The organism is Butyrivibrio sp. LC3010 (genome assembly GCF_000424385.1).
Lineage (GTDB): Bacteria > Bacillota > Clostridia > Lachnospirales > Lachnospiraceae > Butyrivibrio.
This window is the reverse complement of the sequence record NZ_AUJU01000002.1, coordinates 116212-135016: the sequence shown is the minus strand read 5'-3', so window position 1 is coordinate 135016 and position 18805 is coordinate 116212. Positions and strand designations below refer to the sequence as shown.

Genomic DNA, 18805 nt, shown 5'->3' with positions numbered 1-18805 from the left:
ATTTGGAGGTAGTTAAAAATGGATAATGTAACAGCTTTAAATCATCCGCTTATTGAGCATAAGCTTTCAATTTTAAGAGATAAAAATACAGGAACTAAACTTTTCAGAGAACTCGTAGGAGAAATTGGTGCTTATCTGATTTATGAAGCAATGCGTGATGTTGAGCTTGACGAAACAACAGTTGAGACTCCCATTAAAACAATTAAGATGGGAAGACTCAATGAGGATAAATATGCATTTGCTCCTATCATGAGAGCCGGAATGGGACTTCTTGACGGCGTTCTTAAGGTAATTCCTAATGCGAAGATTGCTCATGTAGGTATGTATCGTGATGAGACAACTTATGAGCCTGTTAATTATTTCTTCAAGGCTCCTGAAGATATTTCTGACAGAGAAGTTATAATTCTTGATCCCATGCTTGCAACTGGTGGTTCTGCATGTGATGCAATTGAACTCTTTAAGAGCAAAGGCGTAAAGAAAATGAGATTTATCTGCCTTATTGCTGCACCGGAAGGACTTAAGAAGGTTACTTCAGAACATCCTGATGTTCCGATCACATGTGCGCATATCGATGATATGCTTAACGAGAATAAATACATTGTTCCGGGTCTTGGAGATGCCGGAGATCGTATTTTCGGAACAAAATAATCGTATTACAGATATAAATATATATAATAAAGCTGGAACACTTTGAATTTTTTGATTGTTCCAGCTTTTTTAAGGAAATACCGAGGCAAAATATGAACAAAAAATTAAATGGTATTCCAATAAATGATGGGTTCAGTATGCCTGCAGAATATGATATTCATGATGGAACCCTTATGATATGGCCAAGCCGTCCGGGAAGTTGGGGGAAAGATTCGACTGAAGCAAGACTGGCGTTTTGCAGTATCTTTTCTGAAATTATAAAATCAGAAAAATTATACGTGCTTTGCAGTAGTGATGATTTTGAAAGTGCTGGAAATTTTATACGACAAAATGTTAAGGGACTGGATAAAATCATAACTGTACGTGAAGCCGATAAAGAGACTGGTATTCTTCAGGCTGATATATTAAAGGAAACTAATGAATCTGAGACCGGGATTATCTGTTTGATAGAACAGCAGACAGACGATTCCTGGGCTCGGGATGTGGGGCCAACCTTTTTAAGGAACCCAAGTGGAGAAATACGAGGCATAGATTGGGAGTTTAATGCCTGGGGAGGCGACTATGACGGCCTTTACAGCAGCTGGGAATATGATGATAAGGTTGCCGCTGATTTTTCTGCTTTAATAGGTAAAGCTTATTATGATGCGCATCCTTTTGTCCTCGAAGGCGGTTCAATACACTCTGATGGAGAAGGAACCGTAATGGTTACCGAAAGCTGTCTATTAAGTAAAGGAAGAAATCCGAAGCTTACAAAGCAGCAGATTGAAGAAAGCATAAAAAACTACCTGGGAGTAGAGAAAGTACTATGGCTTCCTTTTGGTATATATAATGATGAAACAAATGAGCATGTTGATAATGTCTGTGCTTTCATAGCGCCGGGAGAGGTGGTTCTTGCCTGGACTGATAATAAGGATGATCCGCAGTATGAAATGTCATTAAAGGATTATGAATACCTTTCCGGAGTTACTGATGCAAGGGGCAGGAAACTTAAAATTCATAAGCTTTATATACCTGATGTGCCTGTCTGCTGCACAAAAGAAGATATAGATAATTATGTTTTTGAAGACGGCGAAGATGAAAGAGAAGTCGGTGAAAGACTTGCTGCAAGCTATGTGAATTTTTATTTTACCAATACAGAAGTGCTTATACCTGCTTTTGGCGGAGAAAATAAAGAAAGTGATGACAGGGCTATGCAGCTGCTTTCAGAAATCTGTAAGAACAGAACTGTTGTACAGATTAAGGCAAGGCCGATTCTTCTGGGAGGAGGAAACATTCACTGTATTACACAGCAGATTCCTTCAAAGATAAGTAATATGCATAGAAAAGTTATTCATTTTGAATGATATGATGATAGGATCAAAAGTTCAAAACGCGTTTACTCTTGCATAAATCATATTATGATATGTAACTGATAAAAATGGATTTCTAGATTACGAAGAAACCTATTCTGATAGAAAGGCAAAACAATTATGTATAAGGGAAATACATCTACAACAGTAGCTGCTATACAGTTTGCATGCGGAAAAGAAGCCTATAATAATCCTGATATTTCGGATGATGAGCTTGTTTCCCTGAATATTAAAAAAGCTGATAAGATGGTGAGAAAAGCTGCAATGCAGGGAGCTCAGATAATTCTTTTATCTGAGTTGTTTGAGAGACAGTACTTCTGCCAGGAAAGAAGATATGATTACTATGATTTTGCGACTACTACAGAGACCAATCCTGCAGTATTGCATTTCAGAAAGGTCTGCAAAGAGCTTAAAGTAGTTATGCCTATAAGCTTTTATGAAAGAGAAGGAAATGTTCTTTATAATTCTGTTGCCATGATAGATGCAGATGGAGAAATCCTTGGAGTATACAGGAAAACACATATTCCTGATGATCATTATTATCAGGAAAAGTTCTATTTTACTCCTGGTGATTTAGGTTTTAATGTATTTGAGACTGCTTATGGCAGAGTTGGTATCGGAATTTGCTGGGATCAGTGGTTTCCGGAGACTGCAAGATGTCTTGCCCTGCAGGGAGCAGATATAATACTCTATCCAACCGCTATAGGTTCAGAACCGATTCTGAATGTTGACAGTTCAGGACACTGGCAGAGAACCATGCAGGGACATTCAGCAGCTAATATTGTTCCTGTTGTTGCTGCAAACCGAATTGGAACTGAAAATGTAATACCATCAGAGGAAAATGGCGGACAGTTATCTTCTCTTAATTTCTATGGCCATAGCTTTATGACTGATGAAACAGGAGATATATTAAGGCAGGCCGGAAATAATACCGAAGAGATCATTATGGCTGTATACGATTTTAATGAAATCAGGCAAAACAGATTGTCCTGGGGCCTTTTCAGAGACAGACGACCAGAATGTTATAAGGAAATTACAGATTAAACTTTACCACATTAAAGCGATGCTCTTTTCATTTATATAAAGGTGTTATATAATTCCAAAGTATTTGAAATTTTAATGTTTTTTGAGGTAATTTTATGACACTTATCGATGGGGAAAAGAATGGTGTTTATCTTGTCAAAGAGATGAACATCGAGCAGTTAAGCTACTCAGAGAGGCTTAAATCAATAGGCGTTGCCAGTGGATCTCACATTAAAGTAATCAATAAAAAAGAACGCGGCGGACTTATTATACAGGTCGAAAAAAAGCAGATAGCTTTATGCCGTAACGTGGCTTCGGGAATAGTTGTAGAATTTGAGAAAAAAGAATTTCCTGAGGTTATGTAGAAGGAGTAATAATGTCACAGAAGATTAGAACCCGTTATGCACCAAGCCCGACGGGAAGAATGCATGTAGGAAATTTGAGAACAGCACTATATGCTTATCTTATTTCCAAGCATGAGGGTGGTGATTTTATCCTCAGAATAGAGGATACTGACCAGGAGCGTTATGTAGAAGGCGCAACTGAGATTATTTACAGAACACTTGAAAAGACAGGTCTTATTCATGATGAAGGACCTGATAAGGATGGAGGTGTAGGTCCTTACGTTCAGAGCGAAAGACAAAAGCAGGGACTTTACCTTAAATATGCCAAGGAACTTGTTGAAAAGGGAGAAGCTTATTACTGCTTCTGTACCCCGGAGAGACTTGCTACACTTACACAGATAATTGATGGCAAGGAAGTAAGTGTTTATGATAAGCACTGTCTTCACCTTTCAAAAGATGAAGTTGAGAAGAATCTGGCTGAAGGAAAGCCTTATGTAATAAGACAGAACAACCCTACTGAAGGTCAGACAACTTTTAACGATGAACTTTATGGAGATATCACAGTTGACAACAGTGAGCTTGATGATATGGTACTCATTAAGTCAGACGGATATCCTACATACAACTTTGCAAACGTAGTTGATGATCATCTTATGGGAATTACACATGTTGTAAGAGGAAATGAATATATTTCTTCTTCACCAAAGTACAACAGACTCTACGATGCATTTGGTTGGGAAGTACCAAAGTACATTCATTGTCCTCTTATTACTGATGAAGATCATCATAAGCTCAGTAAGAGAAGTGGACATTCATCCTTTGAGGACCTGATCGAGCAGGGATTTCTTCCTGAGACAGTAGTGAATTTTGTTGCACTTCTTGGCTGGTCTCCTGAGGATAATACAGAGATCATGAGCCTTGAAGAGCTCGTTGAGAAATTCGACTACAGAAGAATTAACAAATCACCTGCTGTATTCGATTATACTAAGCTTCGTTGGATGAATGGTGAATACCTCAAGAAGATGGATGATGAGAAATTCTTTGAACTTGCACTTCCTTATATGAAGGAGGTTATAAAGAAGGACCTCGATCTTCACAAGATTTCAGCGATGATAAAGACCAGAATTGAAATATGGCCGGATATTGCGGAAATGATAGATTTCTTTGAAGAAATGCCGGATTACGATATTTCAATTTATAAGCACAAGAAGATGAAGACAGATGAAGCTTCTTCACTTTCAGTATTAAAAGAGCTTCTTCCGATTCTTGAAGAGCAGCAGGATTACAGCAATGATGCTTTATATGCCAGACTTCAGGAATATATAAAAGAAAAAGAATACAAGAACGGTTATGTTCTCTGGCCGATTCGTATAGCAGTTTCCGGTAAAGCCATGACTCCCTGTGGAGCTACGGAAGCAATGGAAGTCATCGGAAAGGATGAGACTCTAAAGAGACTTAGAGCTTCAATAGCAAAGCTTGAAGCCTGATAATACAATTAAATGTAATTCCGCTCAGAGGCGTGCAATTGAGCACGATAAGGGACCTGCCTGTGTTATAGCAGGTCCCGGAAGCGGAAAAACATTTGTAATAATACAGAGAATAATCAATCTGATCCGGAAGGGAGTAAGGCCCGGATCAATACTTACAATTACATTTACAAAAGCTGCTGCCATAGAGATGCAGCAAAGATTTATTAAAGACACTGATTCTATGTATCCGGAGGTTCTCTTCGGAACATTTCATTCCATTTTTTATCATATTTTAGATAATGGTAAGCTATCCATTATCAAAGAGACGGATAAGTATAAAATACTTAGCCATATTTTGCATGGTCGTGATTATGATAATGAAATGATAAGACTGATCTTATATGAAATATCACGAATCAAAAACAGCGGGGTTTCACCTGAAGAAAGGGATAAAGCAACGCCTTTTTACGAGGAGTTCCCACGAATCTATGATGAATATGCATCCATATTAACTGAGCAAAAGCTTATTGATTTCGATGATATGGTTCTATGCTGCCGGAAATATCTGATAGAGAGACCTGATGTAAGGAAAAAATGGCAGGATAGATTTGAATATATTCAGATTGATGAGTATCAGGATATTAATAGAATGCAATTTGAAGTTATAAAGCTCCTTTTGAATAAAGAACAAAATATATTTGTTGTTGGAGATGATGATCAGTCGATTTACGGATTTAGAGGCTCTGATCCTGGAATTATGCTTGGGTTTAAAGAAAGCTTTAGTGATTCTGAAGAGATATTACTGGATACAAATTACAGGTGTGCCAGACATATCCTTAAGTCAGCTATGAACGTCATAGAAGAAAATACAATCAGGTTTAAGAAGAATATAATTGCTGGTAAGAGTGAGCCTGCCGGAATTATTAAAGGATATAGCTTTACAGACAGAAAAGAACAATATGAGTATTTGTTAAACAGTCTGAAGGGAAGAAATGATCTTTCCGATATAGCAGTAATATTAAGAACAAACGTTGAAGCTACTGCTGTTGCACGCACTTTGACTGAAGCAAATATACCATGCAGTTATAAAGAAAGAGTAGTTGCCCTTCATGAAAAACAGGGAGTGAGGGATATCGTTTCATACATGGCATTTGCATGTGATGGCGCAAAAAGAACTGATTTTTTACGAATAATGAATAAACCTCTCAGATACATAAGCAGGAAATGCTGTATAAGCGAAAAGGTTCTTGAAAACGAAGTTCTTATGTATTACGCAAGAGAAGGAAAACTATCAATGACTTCAACTGTTCAAAAGTTATTCAGGGATATTCGCATGTTAAGTAAGTTAGGTCCCAAGGCATCTGTACATTTTATCAGAGGATATATGGGATATGATAAATTTCTAAAGGAAAAATATATTGCAAATCCCAATATATATAATGAACAGATCTCTGATCTGAATGATTTTGAGAAGTTATGTGAAAATTTCAGAAGTTTTAATGAATTAAAGGAATATCTGTCGGACCTCCAAAAACAGTTAGATAGTCTGAAACGTATAGATATTAAGAATAAAAACGGTGTTAAAGTAATGACAATGCATGCTTCTAAAGGGCTTGAGTTTAAGGCAGTGTTTCTTCCGGACCTTAATGAAGGCATTGTCCCATCAAGAAAGAGTATTACCATAAAAGAACTGGAAGAAGAACGAAGAATGCTTTACGTGGCTATGACAAGGGCAAAAGAAGAATTATATATGTCTTATGTTAAGGGAACCAGAGAAAACCCTATGAGAATGTCCGGGTTCCTCAGACCTGTAAGAAGTATTTTTGATAAAAATGATTAAATCAGCAAAATGGCAGACTTTATTATGGATTAACTGATATTATAAACAATTATATTTTTTATCATGATAAATGGAAAAATCTTCGTAATTTTGATAAACTAAATATAACAATTTATTGGAATTTCGTAGATGGAGGGATCTTATGAAAAGGAATAAAGGGACTATAATTAGACTAATTGTTGGGACTCTTTCCTACATCATGATTGTTACAGGCTGTGGTGGGAGCGATAGTGCTTCTAAAAGTACAGACTATTCTGCTGAAAGCTCATACGAGGCAGCTGAAGAAGCAGCAGGGCTTTATGATCAGGCTTATGAGACAGATTCGGAAGGTGCCACAAATGGAGGGGCAGCAGATGAGATAACTGAGGAAAAGGCCACCAATAAACGTAAGCTTATTACAAATATGAGCATGAGGGCTGAAAGTAAGGAATTTGATAAGACCCTTGATTTTATAAAGAACAGAACAACAGAACTTGGCGGCTACATTGAAAGCTTTAGTACTGAAAAAAGCTCATACAATGATGAGAGAACCGCAAATCTGACATTAAGAATTCCGGAAGAGAAACTGACCGGATTTGTAGATGAATTTTCACAGAACAGCAATATTACTTCCCAGGAAATGAATGTGACTGATGTTACCTTAACCTATGCGGATTTAGAGAGTCATAGAAATGCTCTTCGGGCTGAGGAACAGCAGCTTCTTTCGCTTATGGAGAAGGCTGAGACCATTGAAGATATAATGACAATCCAGGATAAGCTTACCGATGTCCGCTATCAGTTGGAATCAATGGAGTCGCAGCTACGTACCTATGATAATCAGATTACTTTTAGTACATTAAATGTTACCTTAAGAGAGGTGATAGAGTACACTCCTGAACCTGTTAAAAATCCAACATTTGCAGAGAGAGCTAAAGAAGGATTTGTTGAAAATCTTGAAGGCGTTATAGCATTCTTTACAGAACTCTTATTGCTTCTTATAACGCATATTCCGGTTCTTGTTATACTTTTGGTAATAGTAATTGTAGTAATAGTATTTATCAGAGCTTATGAAAAGAAGAGAAAGAAAAAGCTTGCTTCAATGCCACGTGTGCAGCAGCCTGTAATGCCCAAGGGACCTGTAACGTATGGCACATATAACGGATATCAGGCTCCGAAAAATGATGTAACAAATGGTGCACATAATCCAGCAAAGCCGGATACTGCAAATTCTCAAAGTCAGCAAGGCACTGGTTTGGAAAATAAATCTAATTTAAATAGTACTGAGAATACAGATAAATAGGAAAGTTTAGAAAAATGCCCTGTAATTTATTAATTACAAGGGCATTTTTTTCTTATTTTTTTTTAATAACTAATATTATTGTTATTGAATAACGCTAATGTTATGATGAAAAAAAGTAGTTTATCGGTGGGAGTTTGTAATAACGAGCGAATTGACTGATCACGGAGATGACTTTCAATGCTTGGAGAGACCATTAAAAAGTTTAAAGAACAAGAAGATAAATACTTCACTATATGTGAACATGACATTATTAAGATGAATATGAGCGTTCAAAAGAAGATGTCTATAACGCTGGTAGGCGTCTATTTAGTAATGCTTATAGTTGCAAAACTCATTCTAAAGGGCTTTAAGATACATAACATTTACTACATCTTATTTGTTATTATCATTTTGTTTTTTATAACAAATCAATTTTTGACTGATAAAAAGATAAATATAAGGTTTTGCAGGGCTGAATCAATTTTTTATTACGGACTTTTATATGTAACTCTGATTTTTATTGATGTGTGGCCCTACAGAGACCAGCCGGCCGGATTGTTTCCATTTTTTCTGATCATGTTTTCTGTAATATATATAGACCGGCTTCAGCTATATGCTTGTTTTGAATTTGCGTTGTGCGTATGCTTTTGCATAATTTGTTATTTCAGGAAGGATAGCTTTTATTTTTCAAGGGATGTATTTTCGATAATTTCCAGTTTTTTTGTATCGACTATATGTACGCTGATACTTGTTAATCTTAGAATACGAGAGGCTTTAAATTCCGCTAAATTTGAGGAACTAAGTGAAAAAGCTGCAGAAGCAGAGGCAAACGCTATTGCGGCAAATGGTGCAAAAACCCAGTTTTTGTCGCAGATGTCGCATGAGATAAGAACTCCGATAAATGCAATTCTCGGTATGAATGAACTCATTATGCGTGAGTATGATGAGCCCCAGCTAAAAAAATATACACATGGAATAAAAACTTCAGGTAATACTTTGCTTGCCCTTATAAATGATGTACTTGATTTTTCTAAGATTGAAGCAGGCAAAATGGAGCTATATACGGTAGATTATGATCTGGCTGACCTTATAACCGATCTTATTAATATGGTTGATGAAAGAGCCAAGAATAAGGGGCTGGAACTTAATGTTGTGGTGAATAAAGAAATACCACATCTTTTACATGGAGATAATGTAAGGCTTAAGCAGGTAATTTTAAATATATTGACTAACGCCATCAAATATACAGAAAAGGGAAGTGTTCAGTTTTCCGTAGATTATATAACGGGAAGCCATCTTGATGTTAATGGTTCCATAGGACTTAAGATTGCCGTTTCTGATACAGGAATAGGAATTCGTGAAGAGGATATGAAAAGATTATTTGATCCTTTTGAACGAATTGAGGAATCAAGAAACAGAAATGTAGAGGGCTCAGGACTAGGTATGAGCATCGTACAGAAATTTCTTGAACTTATGAACTCTGAGCTTCATGTAAAAAGTGAATACGGTAAGGGGTCAACTTTTTCTTTTATAGTAGAACAAAAAACTGTCAGCTGGGAACCAATAGGTGATTTCAAAGTAGCCTATGACAGGATTATTGAGGATGATGGTAAATACACAGAACTATTTACAGCTCCGGATGCCAGAATTCTCGTTGTTGATGATAATGAGATAAACCTTGTGGTTACACAGAATCTCTTAAAGGATACATTAGTAGAGATCGAGACAGCTTCAAGCGGCAAAGAAGCCCTTGAGCTAACTACCAAAACCAAATATGACGTAATGCTGATTGACCATCAGATGCCTGAAATGGATGGAATGGAGATGCTTTGGAGAGTTAAGAGCGATGATTCGAATCCGAATATCAATACTCCAAGTGTTGCGCTTACCGCGAATGCATTTGCTGGTGCCAGGGAAGTTTATATAAAATCAGGATTCCAGGATTATCTGTCAAAACCGATAATCGGTGATGCACTGGAAAGAATGCTTCTCACTTACATTCCTAAGGATAAAATCAATTCTGTGCAGGAGCATGAGAAAACCAGGATCAATCCTAAAAAGGTAGTAAGACATGAAAAGAAGTCATTGGAAAACAGCAATATGATAGATATCAGTGAATTACGTGAGAATTATAATGACGATAAAGAACTCTACGATGCGATAGGGCTTTTGATGAAGCGCGCAAGCATGGATCATTGATGGTGGAGGCTCGTGTGAACGCTAAAGTTTTAATAGTAGACGATTCAGAACTTGATAGATTTTTTATAAAAAAATTGTTGGAGTATTTAGGCGTTGACTCTGATGAAGCCGAAGGTGGAAGAGAGTGCCTTAAAGCAGTACGTTCCACGGAATATTCTCTTATACTTATGGATTATCTTATGCCCTATATGAATGGGATTCAGACACTTGTTCAGATAAGAGATGGCGTAGACAACAGAAATGAGTCAACTCCGGTCATAGCCCTGGTATCACCCGATGATCCGAATGAAGGAAAGACGTGTCTGGAGGCAGGTTTTTCAAATTATCTCGATAAACCGGTGGAATTCAAGCAGCTTATGGCAGTACTTATTATGTATCTTCCGGACAATATACGTAATAATATTAAAATACCTGCTGCAGAAAATGCCGAGAAAGAAAGCACTTTTAATGATTCTGCAGTGGCTGATACGGCTGGAGAAGTATCCTCTGATACTGATATTATTTCTCAGATATCAAGAGTGCCGGAAATTGATTACAAGAAAGGTATATCATTATGCGGATCTGAGGATGGATACCTGACTGCAATAGGAATTTTCTTTAATTCCATTGATTTCAAGGCAGATGAAATCGAGAACTATTATAAGAACGAAGATTATAAAAACTATACTATTAAAGTACATGCTTTAAAAAGTTCAGCGAACCTGATTGGAGCATCAAAGCTTTGGGAAGATGCCAAAGATCTTGAGGAAGCAGGTAATAATAACAACATTGAGAAGATTAAAAATGAAACGGAAGCATTGCTTTCCGACTACAGATCTTTTAGACAAAAGCTTTCTTTCCTTTCAGATGAAGATGAGGATGACAAGCCTCCTGTTCCGGAAGATGCGCTTAATGATGCATATGCTGCTCTTTCGGAATTTACAGAAGCAATGGACTTCGATCTTGCTGACATGGTAATAAAATCCATGAAGGATTATAAACTTCCGGAGGCTGATGAAAAGAGATTTAATGATCTGGAGAGACTTTTAGCCGGTCTTAATTGGGATGACATGAGATCAATTCTTTCAGAAAGATAAGTTTGGAGAATGTTATGGCAAAGAATGCGACTATCATAAGTTCAAATGAGACTTTTATGGTAAAGGGACTTATTATGAAGTTAAAAGATGTAGGTATTACTGCATCGTTTTGTCCCGATAAAATGGAAGATCTTCAAAAAAAGCAGGAATCAGCAGATGTCTTTATATATTATCTGGATGAAATTGCTCCTAAAACGCTTATTTACCTTAAGGATCTCTGTCTCGAAACCCACAGGCAGGTAATATTTATCTGTAATCCGCTTGAATATGAAGAAGCTCTTACATATCTTCCGGAATCTCATGTTCATAGTTTTTTTGAAAGACCGCTCAGGATGGATGACTTTTTGGAAACCATGAATAAGTTCTATATGGACGAAATGATGGAGACCAATAAAAAAAGCGTTCTTATTGTAGATGATGATGTTTCTTATATGAGAACCATAAGAGACTGGCTTAAGGATGAATACAAAGTTTCAATGGCTAACTCAGGAATACAGGCAATTACCTGGCTTGCCAAGAATAAAGCAGATCTTATACTTTTGGATTATGAGATGCCTGTGACATCAGGTCCAAAGGTCCTTGAAATGTTTAAGAGTGATATGAGTATAAAAGACATACCTGTTATGTTTCTTACTTCAAAGGGAGATAAGGCAAGCATTGTACGAGTTTTGGCCCTTAAGCCTGCCGACTATATTTTAAAGACTATTGATAAGAATTCACTACATATTAAAATTGATAATTTCTTTAGAATGAGATAAAAAATTAGTATAAAAAGTATTAAGAAAAACATTAAACCATCCGATAAAAAGATTGGAGTAGTATATCCATCTAAGTGACAAGGATGTCACGGTTTCAAAGACAAAGGAGGGTTTCATATGAGTATGGTAAATGGCATTGGTTCGAATATAGCGAACCAGCTAAGTGCTTATCAGACAAAGAATCATCATGCGCAAAAGGCAGATTCTTCAAAAAACACAGATTCACAACTGGGAATACAGAAAAATAAAGGTATTTCAGAAACGCACGTTCAGGAAGGCGTGGATCTTTCTGATGGTGCAAAAAAACTTTTGGATGAACTGAAAGAAAAATATGGCAATATGGATTTTTTTGTGTCAAACTATTCTTCAGACGAGGAAGCAGAGGATATTATGTCCCGAGGCACAAAAGAATACAGCGTTCTGATCGATCCTGATCTTCTTGAAAGAATGGCTGCCGATGAAGAGACCAAAAATAAATACATGAATGTTATTGATGAGTCCACAGGCAAGCTTGATGAGATTAAGGAAAAAATAAGTGAATCCGGTCAGGAAGTTGATTCAATCGGAATGAAGATTGACGCTGAGGGTACAGTCCAGTTCTTTGCCAAAATTAAAGAGCAGAATGAGAAGTATCAAAAGCAGACTGCTGATGCTAAGGAAGCTGCAAAAGCTGAAGAAGAAAAGGCTGAGAAACGTAAAGAGCGGGACGAGGCCATGGAGAAACTTCGTGAAGGACATGGAACTAATCCTTACAGCAAGAAAGAAGCTCCTTATGAGAAATCGACAACTGTTTATGCAGATACTGTCGAAGAGCTCTTGGATAAAATAAAAAATGTGGACTGGAGTCAGATAGAAGCCACTCCTGTAAAGGATTATGGCAATAAGTTTGACTTCTCGGTCTAAGCGGAGGTGTATATGATCTTTTCAGAGATCGCAACAGAGATGAATACTAAAATTCAGAACGACGAGCAGATTACGGTGGACATAGAGCTCGAAGACGGTAAAAATGTTACCTGTGCTGTTCTGATAGTACTCACAGTTAATGAAAAAGACTATATTGTTCTTCTTCCATTAGATGAGCATGGACAAAATAATGATGGAAATGTATGGTTCTATCAGTTTATTCAAAAATCCAAGGATGATGAACCTGAACTTGGATACATTGAGGATGATGATGAATACGAGGCAGTTGCAGATGCTTTTGATGAGTATCTTGACGATGTTGAGTTTGACGAATTGATAGATGCAGAACCTGAGGACTGAAAAGATCATAAAAGAGATTTCCTATAGCATACAAGGCAGTGTGGTTGTTTCCATGCTGCCTTTTTTATATATTAGGAAATTCCTCCGAATTCCCTAATATATAAAACGCTCCGCTATGGAATATATTCAGATGAGTGTCTTTGATTTTATTCGATAAGTATTTACTTTTTGTGGTATAATACTATGTCGTAAATTGGAAAAAGGAAAGCTGATGAATAATAATCTGAGATTGGCAGCCTCCCAGCCGTATCCAATGGGAGTAAAAAGAACATCCAAAGGTATCCGTGTTTGTGCAGTTTATAGCGGAAAAAAAGACTGTGGAATTATTCTGTATCGAAAAAATGACAGGAAAGGGACAGAAATCATATTTTCTGATGATTTTCGGTATGGAAAGATTTTTTGTGCAGAAATAATAGGTGATACTGATGTATATACGCATTATATGCTGATTGAAGAAGGAAAGCTGTTTGCAGACCCTTATGCATGTTACATTGAAGGCCTTGAAAAATGGGGCAAAAATGTAAAAATGGATGATCTTAGCTGCAGGATTGATGGATCTGATTACGATTGGGGGCAGGATGTTCATCCGGGCTGGAGATATGAAGATTCTTTCATATATACATTACATGTAAGAGGCTACACAAAAAGTCCCAGCAGCGGAATTGAACTGAAAAAACGTGGCACATATAAAGGAATTATCGAGAAGATTCCTTATATTAAGAGTCTTGGTGTAACTGCTGTAGAGATAATGCCTACATATGAAATGAACGTTCTTGATGTTCCAAAGACAGGAAGCACCTCTAATGGTGGTAATATGCCTGAGGGGTCATTCAGACATCATAACAGGACATCCGGTGAAATTGTATATAGTGAGAACGGTTCTATAAAAAGCAGAAATTCAATTCGTCAAAAGATTAATTTCTGGGGGTATAAGCAGGGTTATTATTTTGCTCCCAGAACAGCATATGCTGTTGATACAAAGAATGCTGACCTTGAGCTTAAGGACATGATCAGGGAGATGCATAAAAACGGCCTGGAAGTAATACTACAGTTTTATTTTGGCGAGGACGATACGGAGGATATTATCAGTGCTGCAATAAGACACTGGGTATTTGAGTATCACATAGATGGTGTTCATATGAAAGGAAGCCATCTGGCACCGGCAATAGTTGCTGCTGATCCGGCTCTTTCTGACATTAAGATATGGTATTACGGTTTTGATTATGGCAGGTTATACTCTGGTAAAGCCCCGGAAGTTCGCACTTTGGCTGAGTTTAAACCTGATTTTATGTATGCTTCAAGACGTTTCTTAAAGGGCGATGACAACTCACTTGGAGATTTCATTAAAGCAATGCTCACGAACAATCGCGATGCAGGAAGCATTAATTATATTTGTGACTATGAAGGCTTCAGACTGGCTGACCTTGTCTCTTATGAACATAAGAGAAATGAGACAAATGGTGAGAATAACACTGACGGCACAGACAATAATCTTAGCTGGAATTGTGGAATTGAAGGAAAAACCAGAAGAGCTGCCATTTTAAGCCTTAGAAACAAGCAGGTAAAAAATGCTCTCACAATGGTTATGTTTTCACAGGGAACGCCTATGATATTTGGCGGTGATGAATTTGGTAATTCACAGGATGGAAACAATAACCCATATTGTCAGGACAATGCCACAGGATGGATTGACTGGAGTCAGGCAGATAAGGCTGCAAATATTGAGATAACAAATTATCTCAGATTTTTGTCAAAGCTCAGGTTTAAATACAGAATCTTACATGAATCCAAAGCCTTTAAGCTTATGGATTATAAGGCATGTGGTTATCCTGATCTTTCTTATCATGGAATAGAAGCATGGCGCCCTGATCTTTCGAATTACAGTCACAGTATAGGAATGCTTTATTGCGGATTATATGAAGATAAGGATAAGGATCAGGACTTTTTCTACATAGCATATAATATGCATTGGAATCCTGTGACTTTTGCGCTTCCTAAATTGCCTGATGGCATGAGATGGTATGTTTTAAATGATACCGAAGAGACAGTAGATAATTTGAAGATGAAGGCGGTTAAGGATCAGACAAAGATTGAATGCAGTGAAAGGTCAATCAAAATACTGATTGGAGCCGGTAAACCTGCAAAAAAGGCAGACAAAATGACAGCTAAGAGTAACTGATATGGAAAATACCGATAGAATAACACTTCGAAGTACATTCATGCATTTTAAGACCATTACAAAACACAGGCATCTTGTGAGAAAACACTGCTTTAAAATGGGATTATTTTATCAGGGACTTACCCATGATCTTTCAAAATATTCTCCCTCTGAGTTTTGGAATGGCGCCAGATATTTTCAGGGTACACGTTCACCTAACACCAGAGAACGTGAACTTTTTGGCTATTCAAAGACATGGCTGCACCACAAGGGCAGAAATAAGCATCACTTCGAGTACTGGATTGATTTTTATAAGATAAATGGAAAAGAAAATAACGGAATCGTTCCCTGTCCGATGCCGGACAGGTATATTGCTGAGATGATTGCCGACAGAGTTGCTGCCTGCATGACTTACAGAGGTGATGAATATAATTCATGGGATTCATTTAATTACTATCAGCGAGAGAAGGAAGTATTGAAACATCTTGTCCATCCTGATACCTTGAATAAACTGGAGTTTTTCCTTAATATGCTTGGTGAACAGGGTGAACAGGCAACATTTAAATATATAAAAGAAATTTTTCTCAAAGGCAAAGACAAAGGCCGTTGGGAAAGAGAATTAGAGGAGAGCTTAAATTGAAAAGTATAAAAGATTCAATTAAGAACAAGCCTGAAAATTTAATTGAGAGATTTATCAGGTATACAAAAATCGACACACAGTCAAATGAACATACAAACACAAGTCCTTCAACTCCCGGACAACATGATCTTGCAAAGCTCTTATATAAAGAGCTCACAGAAATGGGTGCTTCTGATGTTTATTATGATCAGGAGCATTGTTATGTATATGCCAAAATTCCGACAACTATAGATTCGGATAAAAAAGGTCCTGTAATAGGATTTATTTCACATATGGATACATCAGATGCTGTAAGCGGAAAAGATGTAAAGGCACGAATCGTAGAAAAATATGACGGTGGAGATATAAAACTTTCAGATGACGGCAGATACATTCTCTCACCAAAGGATTTTCCTGTTTTAAATGAGAAGAAGGGGGAAGATCTTATTGTAACTGATGGTTCTACACTCCTTGGTGCAGATGATAAAGCCGGAGTCGCTGAAATAATGACAATGGCTGAGACTTATCTTAAGAACCCTGAAATCCCTCATGGTGAAATAAGAATTGCATTTACTCCTGATGAGGAAATAGGTGAAGGTACTGATCATTTTGATCTTGAGAGATTTGGTGCTCAGTTTGCATACACTGTTGACGGAGGAGATCTCGGTACTCTTGAATATGAAAACTTCAATGCTGCTGAAGTTGAGCTCATCATAAATGGAAGAAGTGTTCACCCCGGTGATGCCAAGAATCGTATGCTTAACGCAACACTTATTGCATATGAATTCCAGTCTATGTTACCTGTAGAGCAGAACCCTATGTATACAGAAGGCAGAGAGGGATTTTTCCATCTCACCATGATGAAGGGTACTTGTGAAAAGGCAGTTGTTTATTATATTGTCCGTGATCATGACATGGATAAGTTTACTAAGAAAAAGGACATCGTTAAGGATATTGTTGAATTCCTCAATAAAAAATATGGGGAAGGCACAGTTGAACTTACGATGGAAGATTCATATTATAATATGATCGAAAAAATCCGTCCTCACATGCATCTTGTGGACAATGCCATGAAAGCAATGAAAGAGCTTGATATTGTACCTGTAGCTATTCCGATAAGAGGCGGTACTGACGGCGCAATGCTTTCTTACAAGGGCCTTCCCTGTCCAAACCTTTGCACTGGTGGATATAACTATCATGGAAGATATGAATTCGCAGTAATAAGTGAAATGGAAAAGACAGTAGATATTATTCTTAATATCTGCAACATATATGGAGATTTTGAGATTTGAGTAATGAGATTTTAAATAAAAATACCCTGCTTCATTCTGAGGTTGTTGAGGACTCGGGTGAAGAGACAAGAAGACAGTTTGATTACATGGAAAAGGTAAGAAAACACGTCGAAGAGCTTTCAAAAGAACTTGGAAGAAAGCCTACTGCGTGCGTAGTTACCTTTGGCTGCCAGATGAATGCCAGGGATTCAGAAAAGCTTCTTGGTGTGCTAACTAAGGTTGGATATGAAGAAGTGGATTCCGAAGATGCTGATTTTGTAATTTATAATACCTGTACTGTTCGTGACAATGCAGATCAGAGGGTATTTGGCAGACTTGGATACGTTGGCGGAATCAAAAAGAAAAAACCATGGATGAAAATTGCACTCTGCGGATGCATGATGCAGGAACAAGGGGTAATTGAGAAGATTCAGAAAAGCTACAGACATGTAGATCTGATTTTTGGTACGCATAATATATTTAAATTTGCAGAGCTTCTTAACACCTGTTTTGAATCTGACAGAATGATAATTGATATTTGGAAGGATACAGATCAGATAGTTGAGGATCTTCCTATTGTAAGAAAGTACAAGTTTAAGTCTGGCATCAATATAATGTTTGGCTGTAATAATTTCTGCACTTACTGCATCGTGCCTTATGTTCGTGGAAGAGAACGCTCCAGAAGTCCAAGGGATATCATCAGAGAGATTGAGTATCTTGCTTCTGACGGTGTAAAAGAAATTATGCTTCTTGGACAGAACGTTAATTCCTATGGAAGAGGACTTCCCGATAGCGATAAAATGAGCTTTGCAGAACTCCTTAGTGAGGTATGCAAGGTGCAGGGAATTGAACGTGTAAGATTCATGACATCTCATCCCAAGGATCTTTCAGATGATCTTATTAAGGTAATAGCCGAGAATGAGAAGGTGGCAAGACATATTCATTTGCCGCTTCAGTCAGGATCCGATGAAATCCTGAAAAAGATGAACAGACATTACACTAAGGAAAGCTATCTCAATCTTGTGGATAAGATTAAAAAGGCAATTCCTGATGTATCAATTACTACAGATATCATTGTCGGATTCCCGGGAGAAACTGACAGTGATGTAGATGAGACGATTGATGTAGTGAGAAAGGCTGCATTTGATAATGCATTTACCTTTATATATTCAAAGAGAACCGGTACTCCTGCTGCCGGTTGGGAACAGGTTCCGGAATCCGTAAGTAAGCCTAATTTTGACAGACTTCTTAAGGTTGTTCAGGAGACTGCTAAGGAGCGTGCTTCGAGATTCACAGGTCAGACACACCGTGTGCTTGTTGAAGAGATTAATGAGCAGGATTCATCCCTGGTTACGGGTAGAATGTCAAACAATACATTGGTTCATTTCCCCGGTGATGCTTCACTGATAGGGGAGTTTGTTGATGTAAAGTTAGTGGAATGCCGTGGTTTCTACTATACCGGAGAACAGGTATGATAAAAACAGACATTTAAGAGGAAAAAGTTTTGGAAATAGAATTCGAAAAGTTAAG

General features: G+C 37.4%; 16 protein-coding genes. All 16 read left to right on the top strand.

The features are described from left to right. Window positions 1-18 precede the first annotated feature (18 nt). Window positions 19-648, top strand: a complete 630-nt coding sequence (gene upp, locus G622_RS0102460) for a uracil phosphoribosyltransferase (RefSeq protein WP_026509346.1) — start codon at window positions 19-21, stop codon at window positions 646-648. A 92-nt stretch (window positions 649-740) separates the two neighbouring features. Then, the gene (aguA, locus tag G622_RS0102455) at window positions 741-1991 is read left to right on the top strand and encodes an agmatine deiminase (protein ID WP_026509345.1); all 1251 of its coding nucleotides are present in this window, start codon (window positions 741-743) and stop codon (window positions 1989-1991) included. 126 nt (window positions 1992-2117) lie between these two features. After that, a complete protein-coding gene (gene aguB, locus G622_RS0102450; RefSeq protein ID WP_081675148.1) occupies window positions 2118-3041 on the top strand; it encodes an N-carbamoylputrescine amidase in 924 nt (307 codons plus the stop codon). Between the two features lie 95 nt (window positions 3042-3136). Further along, window positions 3137-3385 carry a ferrous iron transport protein A gene (locus tag G622_RS0102445; RefSeq protein ID WP_026509343.1) on the top strand — a complete coding sequence of 83 codons (249 nt, stop codon included), beginning with the start codon at window positions 3137-3139 and terminating at the stop codon, window positions 3383-3385. A gap of 11 nt (window positions 3386-3396) precedes the next feature. Beyond that, a complete protein-coding gene (gltX, locus tag G622_RS0102440) occupies window positions 3397-4851 on the top strand; it encodes a glutamate--tRNA ligase (RefSeq protein WP_044956959.1) in 1455 nt (484 codons plus the stop codon). After that, entirely contained in the window at window positions 4841-6673 is a 1833-nt protein-coding gene (locus G622_RS0102435) for an ATP-dependent helicase (RefSeq protein ID WP_026509341.1), read from the top strand. The genes gltX and G622_RS0102435 overlap by 11 nt, the downstream gene beginning before the upstream one ends. A 142-nt stretch (window positions 6674-6815) precedes the next feature. Further along, window positions 6816-7952: a DUF4349 domain-containing protein gene (locus G622_RS0102430; protein WP_026509340.1), complete on the top strand. Its 1137-nt coding sequence runs from the start codon at window positions 6816-6818 to the stop codon at window positions 7950-7952. A gap of 177 nt (window positions 7953-8129) precedes the next feature. Further along, on the top strand, window positions 8130-10130 hold the full coding sequence (locus tag G622_RS24230; protein WP_049945649.1) for an ATP-binding protein: 2001 nt from the start codon (window positions 8130-8132) through the stop codon (window positions 10128-10130). A 14-nt stretch (window positions 10131-10144) separates the two neighbouring features. Then, the gene (locus G622_RS0102420; RefSeq protein ID WP_026509339.1) at window positions 10145-11206 is read left to right on the top strand and encodes a response regulator; all 1062 of its coding nucleotides are present in this window, start codon (window positions 10145-10147) and stop codon (window positions 11204-11206) included. Window positions 11207-11220: 14 nt separating this feature from the next. Beyond that, window positions 11221-11964, top strand: a complete 744-nt coding sequence (locus tag G622_RS21405; RefSeq protein WP_044912773.1) for a response regulator — start codon at window positions 11221-11223, stop codon at window positions 11962-11964. 117 nt (window positions 11965-12081) lie between these two features. Then, window positions 12082-12867 (top strand): DUF6033 family protein, encoded by a 786-nt coding sequence (locus G622_RS0102410; protein WP_026509338.1) that lies wholly within the window; start codon window positions 12082-12084, stop codon window positions 12865-12867. A gap of 12 nt (window positions 12868-12879) precedes the next feature. Then, the gene (locus G622_RS0102405; protein ID WP_049945648.1) at window positions 12880-13227 is read left to right on the top strand and encodes a DUF1292 domain-containing protein; all 348 of its coding nucleotides are present in this window, start codon (window positions 12880-12882) and stop codon (window positions 13225-13227) included. A 211-nt stretch (window positions 13228-13438) separates the two neighbouring features. Next, window positions 13439-15406, top strand: a complete 1968-nt coding sequence (locus tag G622_RS21400) for an alpha-amylase family glycosyl hydrolase (RefSeq protein ID WP_049945647.1) — start codon at window positions 13439-13441, stop codon at window positions 15404-15406. Between the two features lies 1 nt (window position 15407). Further along, window positions 15408-16025, top strand: a complete 618-nt coding sequence (locus G622_RS21395; protein WP_330363549.1) for a DUF5662 family protein — start codon at window positions 15408-15410, stop codon at window positions 16023-16025. Then, on the top strand, window positions 16022-17296 hold the full coding sequence (gene pepT / locus G622_RS0102390) for a peptidase T (RefSeq protein ID WP_242832939.1): 1275 nt from the start codon (window positions 16022-16024) through the stop codon (window positions 17294-17296). Before G622_RS21395 ends, pepT begins: the two co-directional genes overlap by 4 nt. Further along, window positions 17293-18750 (top strand): tRNA (N6-isopentenyl adenosine(37)-C2)-methylthiotransferase MiaB, encoded by a 1458-nt coding sequence (gene miaB, locus G622_RS0102385; RefSeq protein WP_330363548.1) that lies wholly within the window; start codon window positions 17293-17295, stop codon window positions 18748-18750. Before pepT ends, miaB begins: the two co-directional genes overlap by 4 nt. Window positions 18751-18805: the final 55 nt, after the last annotated feature.